Here is a 23,642-nt window from a genome sequence, read left to right as displayed (position 1 = left end):
CGCCCTTAGCTCAGCTGGATAGAGCGTTTGACTACGAATCAAAAGGCCGGGAGTTCGAATCTCTCAGGGCGCGCCATATTTTAAAAAAATATAATATCGGGATGTAGCTCAGCTTGGTAGAGCACCTGGTTTGGGACCAGGGGGTCGCATGTTCAAATCGTGTCATCCCGATACTGATTTGCGGGTGTAGTTCAATGGTAGAACTTCAGCCTTCCAAGCTGATAGCGTGGGTTCGATTCCCATCACCCGCTTACCGATTACCTAGAAGCCGAAAGGCTTCTTTTTATTTTGTCCACAATATATTAACTTCTATGTATATAGATCATTAAATGATGTCTCTTGCCATGCACGGTTGGGGATGACTTGTGCATATCCTACATAGGCATTTATCACCTAGACCCGAATTTCCCCTCTTACGGCCCCCTTTTCCTATAGTAAGGCTAAATTCGTGATCAAATCCATTGAAAATAGGAATCCTATAATTATTATGTTACGAAATTCATGGGGATAAATTTACACCTGCTCCTTTTGTTCTACACACTCTTCTTTATTTATGTGGGTAACACGTAAGGATTAATGAGTAAACAGATTTAGAATACTGAGATTATGGCTTCTTTGTGTATATCTTTGTGGATAGAGCGCAATGAATTTCACTTTGTCAACAAATAATAAACATATACACATCATGACACAAGAATTTGTACCTTTGGAAACACGCTTTTTAAAAGAGACTGTGCATAATGTTTCGCGCATTTTTAGCGTCTAAAATCAGTTTTATTTATTAATTTCATTTTTATGTATAAGTGACCAATATATTCTCCAAAAAAGTATTTCAAAAGCATGATTTTTTCCTGTAAATTTTGCAGCTTTTCATACGTTTTTATTGTATGATGTTAAGAAAGTGTCAAATTTCGTGTGTATACGTACCTTTGCTACAATTGAATATGGTGTGGAACAGATCAGATGGGGGGAAAAGCATGACTGAGCTTACGTTAACCGCTAACAAAAACCAATCCAACAATCTGCTGCGGCGGGACGTTCGTTTTCTAGGAAATATTCTTGGTGAGGTTTTGGTTCATCAAGGTGGCAACGAACTTTTGGATATCGTGGAGAAAATACGTGAGGCAAGTAAATCGTTACGTGCCGGGTATCAGCCGGAGTTATACGAGAATTTTAAACAAATGGTCAGTGGACTGGATACGGATATTCGTCACCAGGTTATTCGCGCGTTTGCGATTTACTTTCAGTTGGTGAATATCGCTGAGCAAAACCATCGTATTCGTCGTAAGCGGGATTATGAGCATTCCGCTGGTGAAGAGGTTCAACCCGGTTCTATCGAAAGTTCCGTTCAGGAGCTTAAACAAGGAGGCTTCTCCGCTGAGGACGTTAGCAACATGCTGAATGAACTCTCCTTGGAGCTGGTCATGACTGCACATCCTACAGAAGCAACACGACGAGTAATTCTGGATATCCACAAACGTATTTCTGAAGACGTCATGCTGCTGGATAATCCGATGCTTACCTTGCGTGAGCGAGAACAGGTACGGGAAAATCTGCTTAATGAAGTAATTACACTGTGGCAGACGGATGAACTGCGTGATCGAAAGCCAACTGTATTAGATGAAGTAAGAAATGGAATGTATTATTTTCATGAGACCTTGTTTCATGTATTGCCAGATGTATACCAAGAATTGGAGCGATGTTTGGATAAATATTATCCTGAGCAAAAATGGCACATTCCAACTTATTTGAGATTTGGTTCTTGGATCGGTGGAGACCGGGACGGGAATCCATCTGTTACAGCTCATGTGACTTGGGAAACGTTGTGTATGCAACGCAAGCTGGCTTTGAGAGAGTATCAGCACACGCTGAAGGAACTCATGGGTTACTTGAGCTTTAGTACCAGCATTGTGCGAGTTTCTGATGATTTGTTGGCTTCTATTGAAGAAGATCGCGCCCACATCACACTTAAAAAAATGGAAGTATGGCATAACGAAAAAGAGCCTTATCGCATCAAACTAGCATATATGATTGCTAAGGTGAATAACGTTTTGGATGAGAGCAAACAGGGTACTAAGGAACGCTATAGCTCCGCAGAAGAGCTTATTGCAGATCTGAATGTGATTGCCAGCAGCCTGCGTCATCATTTTGCTGATTATGTGGCAGACACGTATATTCAAAAGATGATTCGTCAGGTAGAGCTATTCGGCTTTCATACAGCTACGCTGGATGTACGTCAGCACAGTCAGGAGCATGAAAATGCGATGACTGAAATTCTTTCTAAAATGAATATTGTGTCAGATTACAGTAAGCTGTCAGAGGAAGAAAAAATAGATCTGCTGGAACAGCTGCTAAATGAACCCCGTCCGATTACTTCGCCATATTTGAAATATAGCGATAGCACACAGGAATGTCTTGATGTATATCGTACGATTTATTTGGCTCAGGAGGAATTTGGCAAGCAGTCCATTACAAGCTACTTGATCAGTATGACTCAGGGTGCCAGTGATTTGCTTGAGGTTATGGTATTAGCCAAAGAGGTAGGCCTGTTCCGCATTGAGAAGGATGGCACTGTCATTAGTACGCTGCAATCTGTGCCTTTGTTTGAAACGATAGATGATTTGCATGCTGCACCTGATATTATGAGAAGATTGATGAACCTGCCTGTATATCGACAATCTGTAGCCGCGATGGATGAGCTTCAGGAGATCATGCTTGGCTACTCGGATAGTAATAAGGATGGCGGTGTGGTTACAGCGAACTGGGAACTTCGGGTCGCTATGAATAGCATTACGGAAGTAGTGAACGAGTATGGCGCAAAAGTGAAGTTTTTCCACGGACGTGGAGGAGCGCTGGGGCGCGGAGGAATGCCACTTAACCGCAGTATTCTGGCTCAGCCTCCTCATACCATTGGTGGAGGAATTAAGATTACGGAGCAAGGCGAAGTGCTATCATCCCGCTACTCGCTCAAGGGGATTGCATATCGGAGCTTGGAGCAGGCGACATCAGCGTTAATTACGGCTGCTGCGTATCATCGCTCAGGAAAGAAAGAAGTGTTCGAGGAAAGCTGGGAGGAGATTATTGCCCGTATTTCCGAAGTATCACTGGAGAAGTATCAGGATTTGATTTTCCGAGATCCAGATTTCTTCACTTTCTTCAAAGAATCTACACCGTTGCCTGAGGTAGGCGAGCTGAATATTGGCTCTCGTCCGTCCAAGCGTAAGAACAGTGAACGTTTTGAGGATTTGCGCGCTATTCCATGGGTCTTTGCGTGGACACAAAGTCGTTACTTGCTACCTGCATGGTATGCGGCAGGAACAGGTTTGCAAAGCTACTATCAAAACAATGAAGATAACCTTAAAGTGCTGCAAACGATGTTTAGAGACTCTGCCTTCTTCCGGTCGCTTATTGATACACTCCAAATGGCAATCGCTAAAGCGGATTTGCTGATTGCAGAGGAGTATGCTGGGATGTCGGATAACGAAGAAGCACGGCAACGTATATTCGGGCAGATTTCTGCAGAGTTCAAGCTGACATCTGAATTGATTTTGAAAATAACCGGACAATCTGAGATTTTGGACGATGTACCTGTTATTCAGGAATCTATCCGGTTGCGTAATCCTTATGTCGATCCGTTAAGTTATTTGCAGGTTCAATTGCTGAGTGAGCTACGCGAGCTGCGTAATCAGAACGGTGATGACGCTGAAATGCTGCGTGAGGTACTGTTGACGATTAACGGAATTGCCGCAGGCTTGAGAAACACAGGCTGATATAGTTTGGCCGTATGATACAGGCAATCGGGTACTCATGGAGTGCCCGATTGTGCTGTGTTTATAGTAAGGAAGCGCGAGTTTGTACTTGTGTCCACACTTCAGTTGATTTCTGGATAAAATTAAACTACGATGAATAATCATAAACATGTAATAAGTAACCCATCAGCAAGTCTGGGGGAGTATAGAGTGGATAATATGGAAAGCCGCTTGGTTAGGCTGGTGCAGAAAGGTGATCAGCGAGCTTTTGCGGAGTTAGTCGAGTTATATAAAGATCGGATTTTTCATCTTTCCTACCGGATGCTAGGTAATCGTCATGAGGCGGAGGATTTGGTGCAGGAAACTTTTTTGCGTGTGTATCGTAACCTGGAAAAGTATGACCATGGACAGAAGTTCTCAACCTGGATTTATCGGATTGCTACAAATCTGTGCATTGATCGTCTGCGAAGGAGAAAACCTACATACTCACTTGATGCTGAAATGAATGATCAAGAAGGTGTTGATGGGTACGCCATGCTTGCTAGTGAAGAGCTTACCCCTGAAGGGAGTACGCTGTTGTCGGAAACGCAAGCTTTAATTCATGACGCCATTGACAGCCTTCCGGATAAATACAAGACGATTATGGTTCTACGATATTTGCAGGAGCTTTCCTTACAGGAAATTAGCGATGTGCTCAATCTCCCAGTTACCACAATTAAGACAAGAGTACACAGGGGACGGGATTTTTTACGCAAAAAACTGGAGCACAAGCTATAAATGCTGTGCATACATTCTAGGAAAAGAGCCTACGTAGATGTTTTTATGAAACATAATGTTCGTTGTAACGTATGTAAGATGAGCAAAGTTTCTAAGCCGGAGCATGTTATGTTGAGAAACACGGAAGAATATTAGAAAGGATTGGCTCATATGGATTGCAAACAAGCCGTCTCTTTTATGCATGACTATCTAGATGGCGACCTGTCTGAGCAGGACAAACATGAGTTGGAACAACACTTGTTAGTCTGCCCGGAATGCCGCATGCGTTTTAAAGAGCTGGAGCGGACGGATGCGATGCTTTACGGTACACGCTATCATCAAGTGCCGTGTGTATCGGATGAGCTGACATTTCGCATTATGAATGCTTTGCCGCCGCATAAACGACAGCCTGCGGTGCCTATGCTAGCTTGGGTGAAGAGGCATCCCGCTGTAACAGCTGCCGCCTTCTTCCTTATTGTGATATGCTCAAGTATGGCCAGCTTTTCTAGCACGGACCATCAATTAGTAGTCAAAGGAAGCAATCTAGATCAAGTTGTTATTCAGGGCGATACTGTAATTGTACCTGAAGGGAAATCCATTGCCGGAGATTTAACAGTACAGAATGGTGAGGCACGTGTATACGGTGATGTAGAAGGAAATCTTACTGTGATTGACGGCTCGTACTATCAAGCTTCAACCGCCCATATTGCAGGACAGGTTAAAAGTATCGATCAAACCTTGGACTGGATTTGGTACAAGGTTACCGATTTGTTCGGGGGACCGTCTTCTCCATAAAAGAAGCTTGAAATGGCAAGAACGATATCGAGCGCCTTTTTCCGCTGGAAAAGGCGTTTTTTTGTATCTAGGTCTGGCGAATTGTACTGTATTTTACTGATTTTGGCGATTCTTTTGTCGCACAGCTTGCAACACGAGCCTGATCGTTATAACCTAGATAGAGAGAGCATACTGTGTACATATTACACCCACTCACTACAGAAAATTGCGGGGGCATGCGCATGTTGGATTATTTTGCGGACCTGACTTGGAAAGAGTCCATTAAAGATATTATCGACATTTTAATCGTAACCTATATTATGTATCAGCTTATTTTACTTGTTCGCGGAACGCGAGCAGTTCAATTGTTAAAAGGGATTTTGTTCCTGGTCGTTATTTGGGCGGTTAGTACCTGGTTTGATTTGTACACGCTCAAGTGGTTGATGAATCAGATGTTCACCTTTGGTGTAGTGGCTATTTTTATTATTTTTCAGCCTGAGTTACGTCGTGCTCTAGAGCAGTTGGGGCGTGGTAAACTATTTGGGCGTTCGTCAGTAGATGATGAAGAGATCAATAAGTTAATTGGAGAAATGATTAAGGCGCTGAATTATTTATCACGTAGAAAAATAGGAGCATTGGTCGTATTCGAGCGCGAGACAGGACTGAACGAATATACGGAGTCTGGTATCAAGACACAGGCCGTAGTTAGTTCTGAACTGCTAATTAACATCTTTATTCCCAATACGCCTTTGCATGATGGTGCGGTGATTATACAAAATAAACAGATTGCCTCTGCGGCCTGCTATTTGCCATTATCGGAAAATCCCTTCATTAGCAAGGAGTTGGGAACCCGTCATCGGGCTGCAATTGGCGTGAGTGAGGTAACGGATGCCGTAACTGTCGTGGTATCGGAGGAAACAGGGCAAATTTCGTTGGCTATCAATGGTCAGGTCGTGCGTGACATTAAGGAAGAATCCCTAATCTCCAAGCTGTATGAGGAGTTGCGGCCAACACCGTCTTTGAAGGAAAAACGCGGCTCATTCTGGAATCGGAGGGGAGGCCGTGAAAATTCATGATGGACAAATGGATTAACAATAATACGATTTCCAAGATATTGGCGCTTGCGGTTGCTATAATGCTGTGGGGAATGGTTCATCTGGATACAGGTACTCCTTCGTCTACATTGACCGTTTCCTACAATAATAAAATAATTGATAATGTGGCCATTCAGGCCAGTGGTCTGGATGATTCAAAATATGTGCTGTCTACGATGGACACGGATCATGTAAAGATGGAGGTCAGAGGACAGCGCTCTGTCCTGACTACTTTTTTCGCGGATAATTATCAGGCAAAATTAAACTTAAGCGGCTTAGGAGCAGGCACTAAAACATTGTCACTTGAACCGGATTTACCGGATGGGGTGGAATTGGTATCCATGACTCCTAACCGTGTTACAGTAACAATTGAGGAAAAACAAACGAAATCATTTAATGTATCTATAGTACCTAAGGGTAGTCCAGATGCGGGGCTACAGCTCGGTAAGCCTGTGATTGCTCCTCAAACAGTAAAGGTTACTTTACCCAAAAGCCAGCTGAATACCGTTACTGCGGTGCAAGGGGCTGTTAACACGGATGGCATCTCAGAAAAGTTTGAACAGAAACGGGTAAAGCTGAAGGCCTATAACAAAAAGGGGCAGGAACTCACAGGTGCGGTCATTGAGCCATCCACTGTGTCAGTTGAAATCCCGGTCACTCAGCAGGCGAAGTCTGTGCCTGTCAAGATAGTCTATTCCGGAGAGCTGCCAGACGGATTGGCGCTTTCTAAAGTAAACGCAAATGTGAAGGAAGCAGCGGTATATGCATCACAGGATGTATTAAGCAGCCTGAGCTCTTATGTCACGGCTACACTCGATCTGAGTCAATTTACAGAAGCGGGGACCCGTACAGTTCAAGCTAATTTGGCAGCTCCCTCAGGTTCTGATAAAATCGAGCCAGGGTTAATACAAATTCAGGTGACCGTCGTTCCTTCCAATGAAGTAACAGATACGGAACGGACGCTGTCAGGCATCCCAATCGTTTTACAAGGTGCAGGAGATGGAGCTAACGCAACTATTATAGCACCGGCAGGCAAGACGATGGATGTTACTGTGAAGGGCCCGCAGGATTTGGTAAACAATTTAACCAATGATGACGTTAGTTTGGTGGCAAATGTAAGTGGCCTCGCGGCTGGTCAACACGAGGTTACCCTAAAAGTAGGCTTGCCTAAATACATTACGCAAGCCGGGAATGCCGGCCAACTAAAGGCAACGGTAAACATTGAGAGCCCTTCTACGCCTGCTGTAACGAATCCGAATAGTGAGAATGAATCAAACCCCTCTGGTAGTGGTGATAAGGGGCAGGAGAGGCCACAGGAGGGGCAAGGCAATCAAGGTGGCAACTCTGACGCAAATACCGGGGACAACGCAGCTGCGGAGGATAAAACAAGTCCTCATAACGGCGCAGAATCTTCTGCGAATGGAACCTCGGAGAACGGTCAGCCATAACATGTTTTATCTGTAGTAAATGATCAAGATTATTAGACAAAAAAAGGGAGTCATTTTACATGGGGAAATATTTTGGTACAGATGGTGTACGAGGCGTTGCTAATCAGGAACTAACAGCCGAACTGGCATATAGCATTGGCCGCTGCGGCGGATATGTTTTAGCAGGTAATGTAGAGAAACCGACAGTTGTTATTGGTATGGATACACGGATATCTGGACTGATGTTGGAATCGGCACTGGTAGCCGGCTTGTTGTCTATTGGGGCTAATGTGGTTCGCCTAGGTATTGTTTCGACGCCTGGGGTGGCATATCTCACACGGCAATTAAAAGCGGACGCTGGTGTCATGATCTCAGCATCTCACAATCCTGTTGAGGACAACGGGATTAAGTTTTTTGGCGGCGATGGGTTTAAATTAACCGATGAAACTGAATTGAAAATTGAAGAGCTCATGGATGCAAAAGAAGACCAATTGCCTCGTCCGATTGGTAGCGGGTTGGGTACGGTTGTTGTAGACGAGCATTCCCGCTACGATTATCTGGAGTTTTTGAAAACAACAATCAGTCATTCTTTTGAAGGCCTAAAAATAGTATTGGACTGTGCAAACGGAGCAGCTTATGAGCTGGCGCCGAAGCTTTTTGCGGATTTGGGAGCTGAAGTGCATACGATCGGCGCGGAGCCAAACGGATTGAATATCAATGATCATTGCGGCTCGACTCATCCTGAAAAGCTGAAAGAGGAAGTGCGCCGCTTGAAAGCGGACATTGGTCTTGCCTTTGACGGCGATGCCGATCGCCTAATCGCAATTGATGAGAACGGGGAAGAGGTTGATGGAGACTACATTCTCTGTATTTGCGGAGATGCAATGAACCGGGCTGGAAAACTCAAGGACAGCACTATTGTATCGACAGTAATGAGTAATATCGGTTTTTATAAAGCTACTGAAAAGCTAGCTCTCAAGACTGCAAAAACTGCGGTTGGAGACCGTTATGTGATGGAAGAAATGCGTCGGGGTGGATTTAATCTGGGCGGTGAGCAGTCTGGTCATGTTATTTTCCTTGATCACAATACGACAGGCGATGGCATGCTGACGGGGATTCAACTGGTAGATACCCTGAAAGCTTCTGGCAAGAAGATGAGCGAACTAAAATCGCTTATGAAACAATATCCACAAGTTCTTGTAAATGTACGTGTGCAGGACAAACGTAATTACGAGGGGAACCCTGCGATTGCAGAAGCGATTGAACAGGTGGAACAACAATTGGGCGATAATGGGCGTGTATTGGTCCGTGCTTCAGGTACAGAGTCACTTATTCGTGTGATGGCCGAAGGCCCGGATAAGGATGAGCTGGAGCAATTTGTCGGACAGATCGTAGATGTCGTGAAAAAAGAATTAGTTTAAAATTTTGTAAACGTGGGTTGCCTGTTAAACATAAGCAGGCAACCGCGTTTGCGGTTATTCACTAATGCTTTAATGCCTTTAGGGTGTAATTATGAATAAAGTGTCATTGCCAAATGATGCTCTGCTGAATATAATATAGGGATGCTGTGACTCAGATAGAGAAAGCGAGGGTTGTGAGGTAACGTATTACAAGCGCCAGAGCTTGATTTTGTGCGGGGGAACTTGGTGGAGAAGCAATAGATTCCGTTGAGATGATGTTGCTCGCAATCGGTTCACGACAAAGCAAGCTGACGAGGTGAAGGTGTTCGAAACATTCGGCGGGGACCTTCCGGTGAAGCATCAACCCGTAAACCGGCAGCGGAAAATGAACAGGCAACTGTTTACACAACGCACCGGTAGATGCCCTAATTATTTTATAACCTAAATTATAAGATTCATTTCATGAATGTGCGGCCATCATCATTGGCGTGCGCGGTTTGGGAATTTCGTTACATTCGTGAAGAGATGCCTGTAAATTCTATAGTTATCATTGACAACTTCATAGATGAATGAACTTTATTCCACAATCTACCGCACACGTTAGTCCTGTGATGAGTCGTCTTGTGAAATGATGATCGGGAGGATAACGAATATGTGTGGCATTGTAGGATATATTGGTAATCAGAATACGCAAGAGGTATTGATTGACGGACTGAAGAAGCTGGAGTATCGCGGGTATGATTCTGCGGGTATTGCCGTGTTTACAGATTCAGGACTGCAAGTAGCCAAGGCAAAAGGTCGTCTGGCGAATCTGGAAGCTAAACTGGATGGTACACCGTTGGTAGGCCATGCAGGCATCGGACATACACGTTGGGCAACACACGGTAAACCTTCTGATGAAAACTCCCATCCGCATTTGGATGAGAGCCAAAAGTTCTCTGTAGTTCACAACGGAATTATTGAGAACTATCTGGAACTGAAGGAACAGCTGATCGGCGAAGGTCATACCTTTATTTCCGAAACGGACACAGAAGTTATTTCCCATCTGGTAGCGCGTGAGTATGAAGGAGATATTGTTAAAGCAGTACAAAAAGCAATTACCTTTATGCGCGGTGCTTTTGCACTGGGAGTGCTGACCGAGCACGAGCCTAATAAGCTGGTAGCTGTTCGCCAAGCCAGCCCGCTGGTTATTGGTGTGGGAGAAGGCGAGAACTTTATCGGTTCCGACATTCCGGCTATTCTGAAATATACACGCAATGTATTTATTTTGAACGATGGCGAAATGGCTGTTCTGACTAGTGATGCTGTCGAATTAATGACAATCGAAGGCCAATTTATTTCTCGGGAAATGATTCATGTCGAATGGGATGCTGTAACAGCGGAAAAAGGCGGATATGAGCATTTCATGTTGAAAGAAATTCACGAACAGCCTAAGGCTTACCGTGATACAATGTTGGGCCGTATCGATAAAGACACTAAAAAGGTTGTTCTTCCAGAGCTGAAGCTGACAGAAGAACAAATTAAAAATATCCGCAACATTCAAATTGTAGCGTGTGGTACAGCTTACAATGCTGGTTTGATTGGTCGTACGGTTATTGAAAGTATGGCTCGTATTCCGGTAGAAAACGATGTAGCTTCCGAGTATCGCTACCGTTCTCCTATCGTAACACCTGAGACATTGGTGATCGTGGTGAGTCAATCCGGTGAAACTGCTGATACCTTGGCAGCACTGCGTGAAGCACAAGCAAACGGAGCGCATGTACTGGCGATTACAAACGTAGTTGGTAGTTCCATCGCCCGTGATGCAGATGATGTGTTGGTTACACTGGCAGGACCGGAAATTGCCGTAGCCTCCACCAAAGCGTATTCTTCCCAGTTGATTGCGTTTTATCTGTTGGGTCTGTATCTGGCTCAAGTACGCGGCACACAAACGGATGAGCAAGTAGCTCATGTGCTGGCTGCTATGGAATCACTGCCAGAGCAAGTAGAAGAGATGTTGAGTAAAGCAGATGCGATCAAAGCCTATGCTGAGCAAATCGCTAGCAACAAGCACCTGTTCTTTATTGGTCGTGGTCAGGACTATGCTGTAGTACAGGAAGGTTCCCTGAAGCTCAAGGAAATCTCCTACATTCATTCCGAGGCATATGCTGCGGGTGAGTTGAAGCATGGTACACTGGCATTGATCGAAGAGGGAATTCCAGTTATCGCTTTGGTAACTCAGGAATCCGTGTTGGAAAAAACCGTGAGCAACATTAAGGAAGTTAAAGCTCGTGGCGGTGACGTGCTTGCAATCACGTATGAAGAGCACGCTGTTGAGCTACTGAAATCCGTGGATCAAGTATTTGCAATTCCAAAAACACTTCCGATTCTGTCGGCTGCCATTTCAGTTATAGCTCTCCAACTGTTGGCTTACTACGCATCGCTTGCACTAGGTCATGATGTTGATAAACCACGTAACCTGGCGAAAAGTGTTACTGTAGAATAAGCTTTAGTAAAATTCTAATTTCATTGTCTGGTGATAAAAAAGTGTGGAACCAGTAAAAGATGTATGGAACCAATAAAAAAACTGTGGAACCAGTAAAAAAAAGTCTGGAACTAGTCATTTTACAAACATCAAGAAAGATCCCGATGATATATCGGGATCTTTTTAGTTTAGGAGGGCAATTATGTCTACAATAGGCCAACGAATTCGAACTATTAGAAAAACAAACAACTTAAATCAAATAAAGTTTGCAAATATGATTTTGAATTTCTCAAGGAACGTTGAGTGAGCTGGAGCAAGATAAATACAGACCCTCTCTTGATATAATTATAGCAATTAAAGAAATTTCAATTCCCATATAGAGTGTATTCTTGGCAACAAGGCCTGCGGTTCAGAAGCGATTCGAAATTGGATTACAGCTAAGCAGGCTTCCTACACTATTCCGCCTAAAGCGAATAGCCAAAATCCATGGAAAGTCGACTGGTACCGGTACAAAGAACGCCACCTAGTGGAGTGCTTTTTCAATAAAATCAAACACTTTCGACGTATGGCTACTCGTTACGACAAGTTGGCCAGGTCATTCTTGTCGTTTGTATACATAGCCGCCATTTTCAAATTAACTCAGTGATGAGTTTTCAGACACGCTCTAGTGATTTGGCTGCTTTATTTAAATCATGCCCTCTAATGATACTGGCAAGCTTGGTATTTCCTTCTGATTCGTGCATTATGGTCCTATAATGTATACTGTGTTTTTGAAGCGTACAACAAATGCTATCGTATACTTTCACAATTCCACCCTACCCTCATATGATATCGATCCCAACGTCTATCGTCCTTTCCGAATTCAAGAAACCAAGCGAAATTTTTGCCCGATTCTTATGCTTATCGATCTTCTTAATAATGCTCTCCATATTTTTAAGAGGGCCTGATTTCACCGTCACCTTTGAGTTCATAAGAATAATCTTTGAAAATTCCAATACATCTTCCTTATTTAATAGTTTTAGCAGAACCGTAATTTCGTCCTCATTAATTTTTCTAAAGTATTTATCTTGCTCATCAACTTTCGGTTCATATTCAAAGCTCTTTTTCCCGTTAATGCCTCTATAGTTTAAAAGTTCATATAATCTGGGTATCTCTTTAAGTTTATAATACGTATTAAAATTCATTTTTGTATTTACCAAGATATATCCTGGGAATATCGGCTTTACAACCTCATAAGAATGACCATTCTTTTTTTCTGGTATTTTTCTTTTTGGAACTAAACATCTTAGGAAATCACTATCAAAAGTACTATCGATATTGTTCTTTATATAATCTTCCTTCCCAGTTTCCACAAAATATGCATACCAGTGCATTATATTTACCCCTAATTTAGTTTTCACTTCCCCAGCTTGAAGATCCTATTATTTAAGAGCAAGAGATAATTTCCCAAGGCACTCAAGTTCAAGTGACGCCAGCTCAGTTATCATCGATATCATTTTTTTTCGTTTGGAATTGTTATTTTTCAGTATCTGTTTAATAATATAGTTTCTCAAAGTTTCTGCTCTCTTTTCAATTTCTATAAAATAATTCATGTACAAATCACCATCAAGTAATCCAATTTCACCAAAGAAAGCAACTCTTTTAGTCATACATACTTTATGTTCATACAAGATGTGCATCGCTCTCAGAAACTGAGGATTGAAATCTGCAAGATCACATAATCTGTCATAAATACTCATCCCAAATTTTGGGTCTAAACTGCCGTGTAATTGCAATTCCGGCATTTTTGCAGGTATGCCTTCAATTAATTCAAATTTCCTAGCAGTATTAGTTGAATTTATATAATCATTTAAAGACTGCATGAAATACTCCAAGTTGAATTCATATTTTTTCCATTTATTCAAACTGATTATTTGGATGCCAAATATATCATCCCAAAGATCATCTGAATAATTGATTTTTTCTTTAAATGCCTTTTCTATTTCATCAAAAGTGGCTTTGCAGTGTTTGTATGTAGGAAATGGACTTGAAAAATAATCAGCTATATAAAACACCTTCTTGTCTAGATCGTAACCATAAATAAATAAATCATGCATCGAACTTTCCTTCATATTGTATTCAGATATAAATTGTCTATCAATTAATGCATATATATAATTTCCACATTGTACCGATTTAATCAAAAAATCAAGAATGTTAATATCTGTAATATGGATAATTTTTCTACTCAAACTATGAATATTTAATAATGGATGATATTCTCTCATAAGCGGCTGATAAAATTCCATATAATATTCTTCTGCAATACTTGAATCAGAAGCTTGATATAAATCCAGCCTTAGTTGCATGTAATTTGTAAATAGCCAATTTTTATACGAAGGATGATTAGATAAAATAGACGTCATGTTGGCATGAATTGGATAACATCCAATATCAGGTTTACCTAAATACAGACTTTTTTTCGCTATTTTCACTATTTTCACTCCTATAGTGTCGTCATATGCTGTTTCATCGTTACTACTTAAGTCTCTCTAAATTAAACTAGAGGGTTCATTTCATTTGCAGGAATTCCCATTAAAGATGCCATATAATAGTTTAAGGTAGTCATGCTGCATCGGAGGATGAAGGACGCGTTGTCCAAAATCATGACGATTTTTCCTGACGGATACACGCTCAGCACCGTTTGAAGAAAAGCCAAGAAAATCTCAGCGGTATACTGCTCATCTTCTTTCCAAATAATATTGCCTGTTCCAAATGAACTTTGCTGTTAACCCAACTTAATGAATGTCAACAATGACTCGTTTAAACTGTTCTTGTTGTTCCTTGGCTAATCGAGTTGGCGTTCTGGGGAATGGTTCATCTTTAGCCCGTCGAGACCCTTCCCACTTGATACTTGCGAATATAGGTGCTTACGTTTTTTCGTTTCGTTTGATGATCCCCGTGATCTTTAACAAGTTTCCGGTGGACGTGGCTTCAAATGGAACGAAACAGTATTTTATCGGAATGATCAATAATCTCAAAATTAATCTTGGAAAACGCCGTGCCCCTTCGTATGGTGAGGGGGATTGTAAGCTTATCCCGCCCATGTTACGGGTCATTTCGTAAAATGCTCTTCTATAACTGGATGTAATCCCCTCTTCCCCTCAGCCCAAATGCTTGTTTTTATGAGCTTTTTCATAACTTTTGGGTTTAAAATTATCCCACTCTTCAAAGACTCTAAAGAACAGCAATAATAGATTGATCGCATAACTAGGAATACACCCATCTTCATAGTGGTTAATTAATTTATTAAGTCTTAAACATATATGCTATTCACTTCAGATACAAGCTTAGCACATATGTTTATTTTTTGCAAAAATAACAATTAACTTTCCTTTTGTTCGCTTTCGATTGCCGATTCATCTAGCTTCTCTAAGGGAATAAATTTATGTTTTAATCTCAACTTTCGGTGCGACCAAGCCTAGGTTGTGAAGTTTAGCAGGTGGAAATTCTGCTTGGAAAGGCAAGCCAAGCCACCAATAGCGAGTCTTGGACGGTTGGAAGTAATTCCAGACGTTAAGCGTAGACAGTTAGGTAGTAGGCCTGAAAGTGATTGAGCCCCGAAAAGAGTAAAGCGGAGAGGTCGACGTTTTCGAAAGTACGGAAGACAATACTCATTCAGGCGTTAAGTTAAAGGCAAGGATGAACGAGCGCTCCCGGGGTCGAAGAGCCAGACATGCTATACAATGACTTCACAGCAACTTGGGAAACCCTGTCCATTCTTCGGAAAGGAAGTATGACAAACAACCGATCACAAGGGAGAATGTCAAATGATGGACGAGGAGTCGGATCACGGCGTATTACCGATGAAACCGAGTAATGTCGGTAGAGGGAAGGCAGTGACGTATCACCGCTTTTGCTAAGGACACATTTTCTACGCACAGGAGTAGGCCAAAAGTGCAAACAAAACTAGCAAGAATAGCAAAAGTTGTAAACGAAAAGCCAAAAGAGCTATTCACATCGCTGTATCACCTCTTGAACGGGGAAATGCTGACACAATGCCATCGGGAATTGGACGGCAACAAAGCAACGGATGTCGATCAAGTCACAAAAGCAGCGTATGAGGAAAATCTGGAATCAAACATCAAGGACTTGGCAGAGCGGCTAAAAAGGAAAAGGTACCGACCGCAGCCCGTAAGAAGAACCTATATACCCAAGGATGAAAAGAGCAAAAGGCCGCTCGGCATCCCTTCCTACGAGGACAAAATCGTGCAGTTGGGATTGAACAAGATTTTACAGGCCATCTACGAGCAGGATTTTCTAAACCTATCTTACGGTTTCCGACCGGGAAGAAGCTGTCATGACGCCATCAAAGCACTGAATCGCAGCATCGAGTATGGGAAAACCAGTTATATCGTGGATGCTGACATTCGTAGCTTCTTCACGAATGGCTCATGAAATTCCTTGGAGAGAGAATAGCAGGCCCTAATATTCAAAGGCTAATCTGGCGTTTCCTGAAAGCCGGGGTTATGGAACAGGACACATGGGAACCGACAAAAACCGCCACTCCTCAGGGATCCCTGATTTCGCCGATATTTGCGAATCTCTATCTGCATTATGCTTTGGACTTATGGTTCGAGATTACAGTAAAGAGAGCGTGTCGCGGCGAAGCAAGGATGATCAGATACGCCGATGATTACGTGTGCTGTTTTCAATACAAGGACGATGCAGAGCGATTCTATGCGGCACTAATCAAGCGTCTGGCCAAATTCGATTTGCAAATTGCAGAAGAGAAAACGAAAATTCAAGAATTTGGACGCTTCGCTGAAGAAAACCGGAAACGAAAAGGGTTAGGGAAGCCCAAAACGTTTGACTTCTTAGGTTTTACTCACTACTGCAGCAAAAGCAACAAGGGCAAATTCAGAGTAAAGAGGGAAACAAGCGGAAAGAAGTTTAAGTCAAAAGTGAAGACTTTCAAAGAATGGTTGAAAGCAGAGCGCCATCAAGACGTGAAGGAATTAATGAAAAGAATACGGGCGAAACTAACAGGACATTACCGCTATTACGGGATAACCGACAACAGTCGAGCGCTGTCCGTATACAAATTTCAAAATTACCAAAGCGTTATTTAAATGGATGAATCGTAGAAGCCAGAGAAGAAGCTTCACGTATGACAAATTTAATCTCTTTCTGAAACGTAACCCTCTACCCGAGCCCAAAATTTATGTAGATATCTATGGCTAATCATTGCAAATCTGTAAACGATGATATGAGGAGCCGTATGCCTTAAATTGGGCACGTACGGATCTGTGAGGGACGTGAACCGTGAGGCTCACGTCTACTCGACCAGAGCCCAAATCAACTTGAACCTTTGTAGCAACTGGGCTCTGAGGGATTCGAATACCCTTCTTGCAAATTAGAAAAACACCGCTTTGTTTGGTAATCTGCACCAAGCGGGATTTCGTAAACGATTTGGCTTTAGCTGTGCTCGGCTGTTCCAGCTGGTTTTCGTCCTTCTGTTTTATCAGAAGAACTGGTTTCGTTTGCTGGAGAGTCGTCAGGACGAATCGTTTCCCGGCAAGGATGCGGTGTATCATAGCGGAAAAATAACGCTGGCGTCCGGCTTGAAAAGTGCAAGGCGATCCACTGGCACATCACAAACCCTTCGATCGCTTGAATCGTTTGTTCAATCCGGCACCGATCCTGTTTGTCTTGTACGGCTTCGAGTGGGTGGGCTTCCTCTTTCTTCAGAAAGCGGTTCAGCTTCGGCATGGACTTGCTCCAGAAATGGTAGCCGAAAGCTCCGATGACCTGTTTCATTTCCCGAAACGTACACTCGATTTTAAAGCGATAACCATATAAGCGAATGATATCTGTAGTCGAAAGCGTGAGATCCGTACTGACCAGAATGGAGTAGCGACCCTGATGAATGACCAACACAAAACGCAATTCCTGATACCACCCCTGCCCCCAAAGCAGATCCAGGCAGAGAAATTCAACCATCTCTTCCTTACCGTACAGGGGAACGATGGCGGTTTGAAAATCGGCAACACGAGTCGAGAAGAGTTCCTTCAGTTTGACCGATTTTCCTTTTTTCGGAGGACAGCCTCGCCCGGGTTTCTTGGCAGGAGGGCGTTCGTAGGCCATGACATTGGACTTGGTTTTTGTCACGAGATGCATTCGGGCTTCGGAACTCGAATGGCACGCTTCTAGTCGCTGTAAGGCTGGAACCAATAAGAAATACAGATCCAAAAGCAGCAACGCTTGGCCGAAACCCTTCGCGGCCTCAAAGCCTTGTTCGATCATCTAAACGACATGGGAGGGCCTCTCTGGCTCAGCGCCTGTTTGCTTCCAGCCGAGGATGGTTTGGATGCCGTCTTGCAGATTCATGAACAAGGGCAACAGAACCATTTTCGGGAATCCCCACCAGAATGCCGATGGCTCCAAACAGATGGCGGAAAATATACTCGCCCTTGGAGACGTTTTCGGATTCTTGGTGAAGCTTCTTGACGCCGGGCATCCGGCGACCTTCCTTGGCCTCTTTCATCCCGTCGCCGACAAGGACGACACGCTCCTGAATCACCAGCAGAGGCGCAGACCGTCGAACGACCTGAAGCCACATCTGACGTAAAGAGGGCAAAGACCAGGCGGAAGAACGGAAGAAGTGAAGGAGCGGTTCATAACAGCGGCCACTCAGGGAGAGATCCCGAATGACCGAAGTGACACCAAGATGGTCGGAGCGCAGCATAAAGCCAACGACGATCACGACAAACCATTCGAACGTAGCTTGTCTAGAGAAACAAGAACGGAAGAGCAGTAAAAGTTCATTCAAAGTTTTGAGCCTAGGTATGGTCAATCGCTCGGAAATGGGGTAGACTACTGTCTATAACCTTTTCAGCGATTTTATCCTTTTAAGAGTGAGACCTTAAGGAGACCTCAAAATCGTTTGATTGGGTTATTTTTCTTTTAAGAACTTTTCACTGTCCAGTAACTATCAGGAGAGAATTATTAATATTATGATTGATACTATTTTACGCATTACCAGTAGGTGATTGGAAGCTGTTAATTCTATTCTAGAGATACAAGGATGGGTATAATTTAAAAACATCCATTGGAAGAGTTGTTGAGAATAACTTGATTTTAATATAAAAATGAATATAATAAAAATGGATAAAAATTTGATTAAACTCAATCGATGTTACGGCACGTTGAGAATTATTTCAGATCACATACGCTTTATTTTTAACGTTACTATAATAACGTAATGGCGAAGCTATGCCTTATTAAGAATTGATTATCAATATTTATCAATAAATTCCAATCAAAAAATCCCTTTTAAACCAATGATGGTTTTAAAGGGATTTTTTGATTGGAATTTATACATTCAAAAACATAACGCGGTATATTTGGAAATTAATCCTGTTAAATAAATCTTATAAAGGAGACCTGATTATGGGCGATACAAAATTGGATAAGTCGAATGTGGAAGATATATACCGTCTTACACCGTTACAAGAAGGAATGTTGTTTCACTATTTAACCGATGTAGAGCATGAGCAGTATTTCGAACAGCTGAGTCTTAATATTTCGGGTACGATAAAGACGGATGTGTTTCAGAGGGCTTGGAATATCGTTGCGGAAAACAATGAAATACTGAGGACTGTATTTAGATGGACTAAGCTTGAAAAACCGCTTCAGATCGTATTGAAAAAAGTAGAGCTGCCTATAAAGATAATTGATCTCAGTATGTTGGATATGGATGATCAATGCCGGGAGCTTGACGGTCAAAAATTTGCCGAAAGGCAACAAAAAATAGATATCAGCACAGCACCGTTCAAGATAACGCTGTGCAAATTAAGCGATGATAAGTATGAGATGATTATCTCTAATCATCACATCATTTATGATGGCTGGAGCAACGGGATTATACTAAATGAATTCTTTGAAAATTATAACGACCTATATTCAGGTAAACAGCCGGAAAAGAAAACGAAAACCAAATTCAAGGATTTTGTTAAGTATATTGGTGCTCGAGAAAAGCAAACTCAACAGAGCTACTGGGAAAATTATTTAGCAGGATTTAATACCGTTACGCCGCTTCCCGTTGACAATAAAGTAAGAACGAAGTATAGAAAGCTTAACAAAATAAGCTACGTCTTCTCAGAAAATGAAATAAATAAAATAAACGGTTTTTTGAAAACACACAGAATTACGTCCGCTGCCCTCTTCTCTTGTGCCTGGGGGATATTGCTCCAAAAATATAATAACTTAAATGACGTGCTTTTTGGCATGGCGGTCTCCGGGAGGCCTTCCGCAATTAAAGGCATAGAGGACATGGTAGGTCTCTTTATTAATACGCTACCGGTAAGGGTTCACTCGGATTCCGATGTCACGGTATTAGACCTCATGAAGCGCAACAATACGACATTGATTGACCATGATGAATATTCCAGCACCCCGTTAAGTGACATTAATTCATATAGAAAGTCTGGGGAAGGCAGCTTTTTCAATTCTATTCTTGTACTAGAAAACTATCCGCTGAACGCCAAGATTATGTCGGGAGAATATCAATTAAAGGTGAACTCCTTTAGTATCCAGGAGATGACAAACTTTGATCTGTCGTTGCAGGTGCTATTCCATGACGGGTTGGAGCTGTTGGTTCACTATGAAGACTCTATGTTCGCTTCGGGAACGATGGAACGGTTAGTCGGATATTTTATTCATATTATCCATCAAGCGATCGAGGTCTCCTCCAGCAGAATCGATCAATTTATGATTTACACGGAGGCGGAAAAGACAAGCATACTTTCGTACTTGAATGAGAATGTCCATACACTTGTACCTAAGAATCAAACGTTGCAGCAAGTGTTGTTCCAATCTTTTGATGCTAATCAAGATAGAATCGCAATAGAGTTCCTAGACTATAAGGTAAGTTATCGGGAGTTGGATATAAAGTCGAACAAGATTGCAAGCGAGTTAATGAGCAGAGGAATTGAAAAGGAAGCGTTCGTAGGGATTCTACTGGATAGCAAAGTCGATCTGATCATCTGCATGATCGGAATTTTAAAAGCCGGCTGCGCCTTTGTCCCAATCGATGTTACCTACCCTAGGGAAAGAATACGAACGATGCTTGAAACGACGAATACGAAGTATATTTTTACAGACGATCGCAATATCGGTTTGCTTCATGGCTTTGATAACGAAATCCGCATTATAAATGTGGATACGCAAGTGGGAGAGGCGCAGCATTACTTGCAAAGGCCGCAGCAATCCTATGATTCCAATGATAGGACCTACGTCTTCTTCACTTCGGGCTCAACGGGTACGCCTAAAGCGGTTATAGGAAGAAACGAAAGCCTATTGCATTTTGTTGACTGGGAGATTAGGGAGTTTCATATTACGAAAGAAGTGAAGGTCAGCCAATTCACATCGCCATGCCATAATCCGCTGCTCAGGGATGTGTTTGTTCCTCTTTGCGCAGGGGGGACTATTTGCGTTCCGGACAGCAAAGAGATGATACTGGACAGCGACCGTTTGATGGAGTGGATAGAGAAAACGTATGTTTCACTGATTCACTGTACGCCGAGCTTATTTAAACTCATTAACGGAAGTTCGCTAACGGCAAATAAATACCCAAGTCTGAAGAATGTGCTGCTCGCAGGCGAAAGAACAGTTCCTAAGGATCTCGTCAGCTGGTATGACATCATCGGAGAACGTATCCAGTTGGTCAGCTTATACGGGCAAACGGAAACTACGCTAGCGAAAGTTTTTTATAGAATCAAGCCTGCAGACTCTATGAAAGACAACATACCGATCGGCAAGCCAATGAATGGGGTGCGAGTTGCCATTATGGATAGCAATGCACAATTATGCCCTCAAGGGTTTAAAGGCGAGATATGCATTCGTACGCCATATAGAAGCCTAGGGTATTACAATAACGTAGCGCTCAACAGAGAAAAATTCATTGTCAACCCGTATCGGGATGACCCTGCCGATATCATCTATCGAACAGGTGATTTGGGGCGGTTCTTGCCGGATGGCAACATTGAATTCCTGGGCAGAATCGATCGGCAGATTAAAATCAGGGGCTTCCGAATCGAATTAAATGAAGTAGAAAATGCAATTTTAGTACATGGCAAAGTTAAAGAGGCATCCGTGATCGCGAAGGAAAATAGTCAAGGGAACACTTATTTGTGCGCCTATTTGGTGCTGTTTCAAGACAATGAGATGAACGAAAAAAGGGTGCTTGAGGACATCCGTCATTTAATTGCCCAGAAGTTGCCTGACTATATGATTCCGCAATATTTGATTCCGATAGACAGAATGCCTATGAACCTAAACGGAAAGCTTGATTATAAGTTGCTGCCAGAGCCGAAACAGTTGGAATATGTCGCTCCTGAGAATGAAGTGGAACGAATGGTGGCCGAGCTATGGTGCGAAATATTAGAAGTCGATCAAGTGGGAAGAAACGATAGGTTTCTTGAAATCGGAGGACATTCTCTCAATGTAATGTCTCTAATATTTAAGGTGCTGCAGCAATTCAAAGTTGAGCTTCCATTAACCGAGGTGTTCAAAAATATTTCGGTAGCGGACCTTGCACTATTTATCAACAACTCGAAACAAAATGAATTCTCTAATGTGATAGAAGCAGTAGAGAAACGCGAATATTACCCGCAATCATCGACGCAGAGAGGAATGTTTATTCTCAATCAGCTTCAGAAGGAGAATACGTTCTACAATATTCCGTATGTAGCGACGATAGAAGGACAGCTTGATATTCAACGATTCAATCATGCATTCGAATCTTTAATTAAACGGCATGAATCGTTAAGGACATCATTTCACTATGTTAACGGCGAGCCTGTCCAACGGGTTGCCGATGATGCATCTGTCAATCTGGAAGTAGTCAATGATGCCGAGGCAGATATTGATAGCGCGATTAAGGAATTTATTCGGCCGTTCGATCTTGAGGCAGCACCGTTGATGAGAGTTAAATTAATAAGTATTCGTCCGAATAAGTACTATTTGTTGTTTGATATCCATCATATTATCTCCGATGGCGTATCGATGACGATCATTATTAGAGATTTGTTGAGGCTGTATCATGGCGAGGAGCTCGCGCCGCTGAGGGTCCATTATAAGGATTATGTTGAATGGAAAAATAAAATGAATGCGTCCTCCTTCAACAGCGAGCAGGAGCAATATTGGTTGAATGTCTTTAATAAACCAGTAGAAAGATTAATGATGCAAACGGACTTCCCGCGTCCTTCGAACGTAAGCTACGACGGAAACGTAGTGAAATTCATACTGCCTAAGAGTTTGACGAATAAATTAAATGATCTATCAAAGCAATTCAACTGTACGCTGTTTATGATTTTCTTGTCTTCCTTTAATCTGTTGCTCCATAAATATACGCAGCAAGAGGATATCGTAGTGGGCGTGCCTATATTGGGCAGAACGAATCCTGATACCGAGAATGTTGTTGGGGCGTTCATCAATCTTCTGGCAATGAGGAATGCAATTAGTCCGAACAGGTCATTTGCTGACTTCTTAATGCAAGTAAAAGACAATTCAATGAAGGCATTTACGCATCAGGAGTATTCTTTCGAAGACTTGGTTAGCAAATTGAATTTGCAGCGGGATATGAGCAGACAGCCGATTTTTGATTTGCTTTTTGTGATGCAGAATATGGGTTCATCCCGAATTGAGATGGAAAGCGTCTCCGTTGAGCCATATGAGATAAAACGGACTACATCAAAATATGATATCAGTTTATTAATTATTGAACAAAATAACGAGCTGTTCATGGAGCTTGAGTACGCTGTACATTTATTTAAAGAAAGCACGATCAACCAGTTAGGGAAACACTTCCTTGAGATTTTGGGGTATGTAATCGTAAATCCGAACCAAAGCATTAGCGAAATCAAATTGTCCGATACACTGCAATTTGCAGGGGCGTCCGCACTGGAGTTCGATGAATTTAATTTCTAACATGACTA

At 42.4% G+C, this 23,642-nt stretch carries 15 protein-coding genes, 2 tRNA genes and 1 pseudogene; 14 read left to right on the top strand and 4 right to left on the bottom strand.

The genetic code is table 11. The features are described from left to right. Window positions 1–97: 97 nt before the first annotated feature. From HFE01_RS24850 to HFE01_RS24805, 10 genes are all read left to right on the top strand, one after another. A tRNA-Pro gene (locus HFE01_RS24850) sits at window positions 98–171 on the top strand. Window positions 172–180: 9 nt separating this feature from the next. Next, window positions 181–251: transfer RNA gene (locus tag HFE01_RS24845), tRNA-Gly, on the top strand. A gap of 726 nt (window positions 252–977) precedes the next feature. Continuing rightward, the gene (gene ppc / locus HFE01_RS24840) at window positions 978–3,770 is read left to right on the top strand and encodes a phosphoenolpyruvate carboxylase (protein ID WP_045245419.1); all 2,793 of its coding nucleotides are present in this window, start codon (window positions 978–980) and stop codon (window positions 3,768–3,770) included. Window positions 3,771–3,959: 189 nt separating this feature from the next. After that, the gene (gene sigW, locus HFE01_RS24835; RefSeq protein ID WP_013373239.1) at window positions 3,960–4,526 is read left to right on the top strand and encodes an RNA polymerase sigma factor SigW; all 567 of its coding nucleotides are present in this window, start codon (window positions 3,960–3,962) and stop codon (window positions 4,524–4,526) included. A gap of 150 nt (window positions 4,527–4,676) precedes the next feature. Next, window positions 4,677–5,300, top strand: coding sequence for an anti-sigma factor (locus HFE01_RS24830; protein ID WP_017427767.1), 624 nt, complete (start codon window positions 4,677–4,679; stop codon window positions 5,298–5,300). A gap of 221 nt (window positions 5,301–5,521) precedes the next feature. Further along, the gene (gene cdaA / locus HFE01_RS24825) at window positions 5,522–6,355 is read left to right on the top strand and encodes a diadenylate cyclase CdaA (RefSeq protein WP_167438797.1); all 834 of its coding nucleotides are present in this window, start codon (window positions 5,522–5,524) and stop codon (window positions 6,353–6,355) included. After that, on the top strand, window positions 6,352–7,821 hold the full coding sequence (locus tag HFE01_RS24820) for a CdaR family protein (protein WP_016818745.1): 1,470 nt from the start codon (window positions 6,352–6,354) through the stop codon (window positions 7,819–7,821). The genes cdaA and HFE01_RS24820 overlap by 4 nt, the downstream gene beginning before the upstream one ends. 59 nt (window positions 7,822–7,880) lie before the next feature. Beyond that, complete coding sequence (glmM, locus tag HFE01_RS24815) at window positions 7,881–9,221, top strand: phosphoglucosamine mutase (protein WP_017427765.1); 1,341 nt, start codon at window positions 7,881–7,883, stop codon at window positions 9,219–9,221. Between the two features lie 631 nt (window positions 9,222–9,852). Then, window positions 9,853–11,685, top strand: a complete 1,833-nt coding sequence (gene glmS / locus HFE01_RS24810) for a glutamine--fructose-6-phosphate transaminase (isomerizing) (RefSeq protein WP_013373234.1) — start codon at window positions 9,853–9,855, stop codon at window positions 11,683–11,685. A 355-nt stretch (window positions 11,686–12,040) separates the two neighbouring features. Further along, the gene (locus tag HFE01_RS24805) at window positions 12,041–12,310 is read left to right on the top strand and encodes a transposase (RefSeq protein WP_312027564.1); all 270 of its coding nucleotides are present in this window, start codon (window positions 12,041–12,043) and stop codon (window positions 12,308–12,310) included. A gap of 175 nt (window positions 12,311–12,485) precedes the next feature. Here the strand turns inward: HFE01_RS24805 and loaP are convergent, their stop codons facing one another. From loaP to HFE01_RS27820, 3 genes are all read right to left on the bottom strand, one after another. Next, window positions 12,486–13,037 (bottom strand): antiterminator LoaP, encoded by a 552-nt coding sequence (gene loaP, locus HFE01_RS24800; RefSeq protein WP_217484960.1) that lies wholly within the window; start codon window positions 13,035–13,037, stop codon window positions 12,486–12,488. A 48-nt stretch (window positions 13,038–13,085) separates the two neighbouring features. After that, on the bottom strand, window positions 13,086–14,138 hold the full coding sequence (locus HFE01_RS24795; protein WP_107735202.1) for a hypothetical protein: 1,053 nt from the start codon (window positions 14,136–14,138) through the stop codon (window positions 13,086–13,088). A 62-nt stretch (window positions 14,139–14,200) separates the two neighbouring features. Then, window positions 14,201–14,362: a hypothetical protein gene (locus tag HFE01_RS27820; RefSeq protein ID WP_207714785.1), complete on the bottom strand. Its 162-nt coding sequence runs from the start codon at window positions 14,360–14,362 to the stop codon at window positions 14,201–14,203. A 1,238-nt stretch (window positions 14,363–15,600) separates the two neighbouring features. Here HFE01_RS27820 and HFE01_RS27815 point away from each other — a divergent pair. The 3 genes and pseudogenes from HFE01_RS27815 to HFE01_RS27460 form a co-directional block, all read left to right on the top strand. Continuing rightward, window positions 15,601–16,101: a reverse transcriptase domain-containing protein gene (locus HFE01_RS27815; RefSeq protein WP_481856257.1), complete on the top strand. Its 501-nt coding sequence runs from the start codon at window positions 15,601–15,603 to the stop codon at window positions 16,099–16,101. Continuing rightward, window positions 16,098–16,775 carry a reverse transcriptase domain-containing protein gene (locus HFE01_RS27810; protein ID WP_481856256.1) on the top strand — a complete coding sequence of 226 codons (678 nt, stop codon included), beginning with the start codon at window positions 16,098–16,100 and terminating at the stop codon, window positions 16,773–16,775. The genes HFE01_RS27815 and HFE01_RS27810 overlap by 4 nt, the downstream gene beginning before the upstream one ends. 309 nt (window positions 16,776–17,084) lie before the next feature. Beyond that, a pseudogene (locus tag HFE01_RS27460) lies at window positions 17,085–17,237 on the top strand (IS4 family transposase); the annotation flags it as partial. A gap of 740 nt (window positions 17,238–17,977) precedes the next feature. Here HFE01_RS27460 and HFE01_RS24775 read toward each other — a convergent pair. Further along, entirely contained in the window at window positions 17,978–18,499 is a 522-nt protein-coding gene (locus tag HFE01_RS24775; RefSeq protein ID WP_167438755.1) for a transposase, read from the bottom strand. Window positions 18,500–19,095: 596 nt separating this feature from the next. Between HFE01_RS24775 and HFE01_RS24770 the strand changes: the two genes are divergently transcribed. Next, a complete protein-coding gene (locus HFE01_RS24770) occupies window positions 19,096–23,634 on the top strand; it encodes a non-ribosomal peptide synthetase (RefSeq protein ID WP_107735204.1) in 4,539 nt (1,512 codons plus the stop codon). Window positions 23,635–23,642 lie beyond the last annotated feature (8 nt).

It is taken from the genome of Paenibacillus sp. EKM10P, assembly GCF_011800655.1.
Lineage (GTDB): Bacteria > Bacillota > Bacilli > Paenibacillales > Paenibacillaceae > Paenibacillus > Paenibacillus polymyxa.
Note: the sequence above shows the minus strand (reverse complement) of the source record. Positions and strands in the feature narration are given on the sequence as shown.

Coding starts and splice junctions, on each gene's coding strand:
- ppc (WP_045245419.1), top strand. CDS start 978: ATGACTGAGCTTACGTTAACCGCTAACAAAAACCAATCCAACAATCTG.
- HFE01_RS24830 (WP_017427767.1), top strand. CDS start 4,677: ATGGATTGCAAACAAGCCGTCTCTTTTATGCATGACTATCTAGATGGC.
- cdaA (WP_167438797.1), top strand. CDS start 5,522: ATGTTGGATTATTTTGCGGACCTGACTTGGAAAGAGTCCATTAAAGAT.
- HFE01_RS24820 (WP_016818745.1), top strand. CDS start 6,352: ATGATGGACAAATGGATTAACAATAATACGATTTCCAAGATATTGGCG.
- glmM (WP_017427765.1), top strand. CDS start 7,881: ATGGGGAAATATTTTGGTACAGATGGTGTACGAGGCGTTGCTAATCAG.
- glmS (WP_013373234.1), top strand. CDS start 9,853: ATGTGTGGCATTGTAGGATATATTGGTAATCAGAATACGCAAGAGGTA.
- loaP (WP_217484960.1), bottom strand. CDS start 13,037: ATGCACTGGTATGCATATTTTGTGGAAACTGGGAAGGAAGATTATATA.
- HFE01_RS27810 (WP_481856256.1), top strand. CDS start 16,098: ATGAAATTCCTTGGAGAGAGAATAGCAGGCCCTAATATTCAAAGGCTA.
- HFE01_RS24770 (WP_107735204.1), top strand. CDS start 19,096: ATGGGCGATACAAAATTGGATAAGTCGAATGTGGAAGATATATACCGT.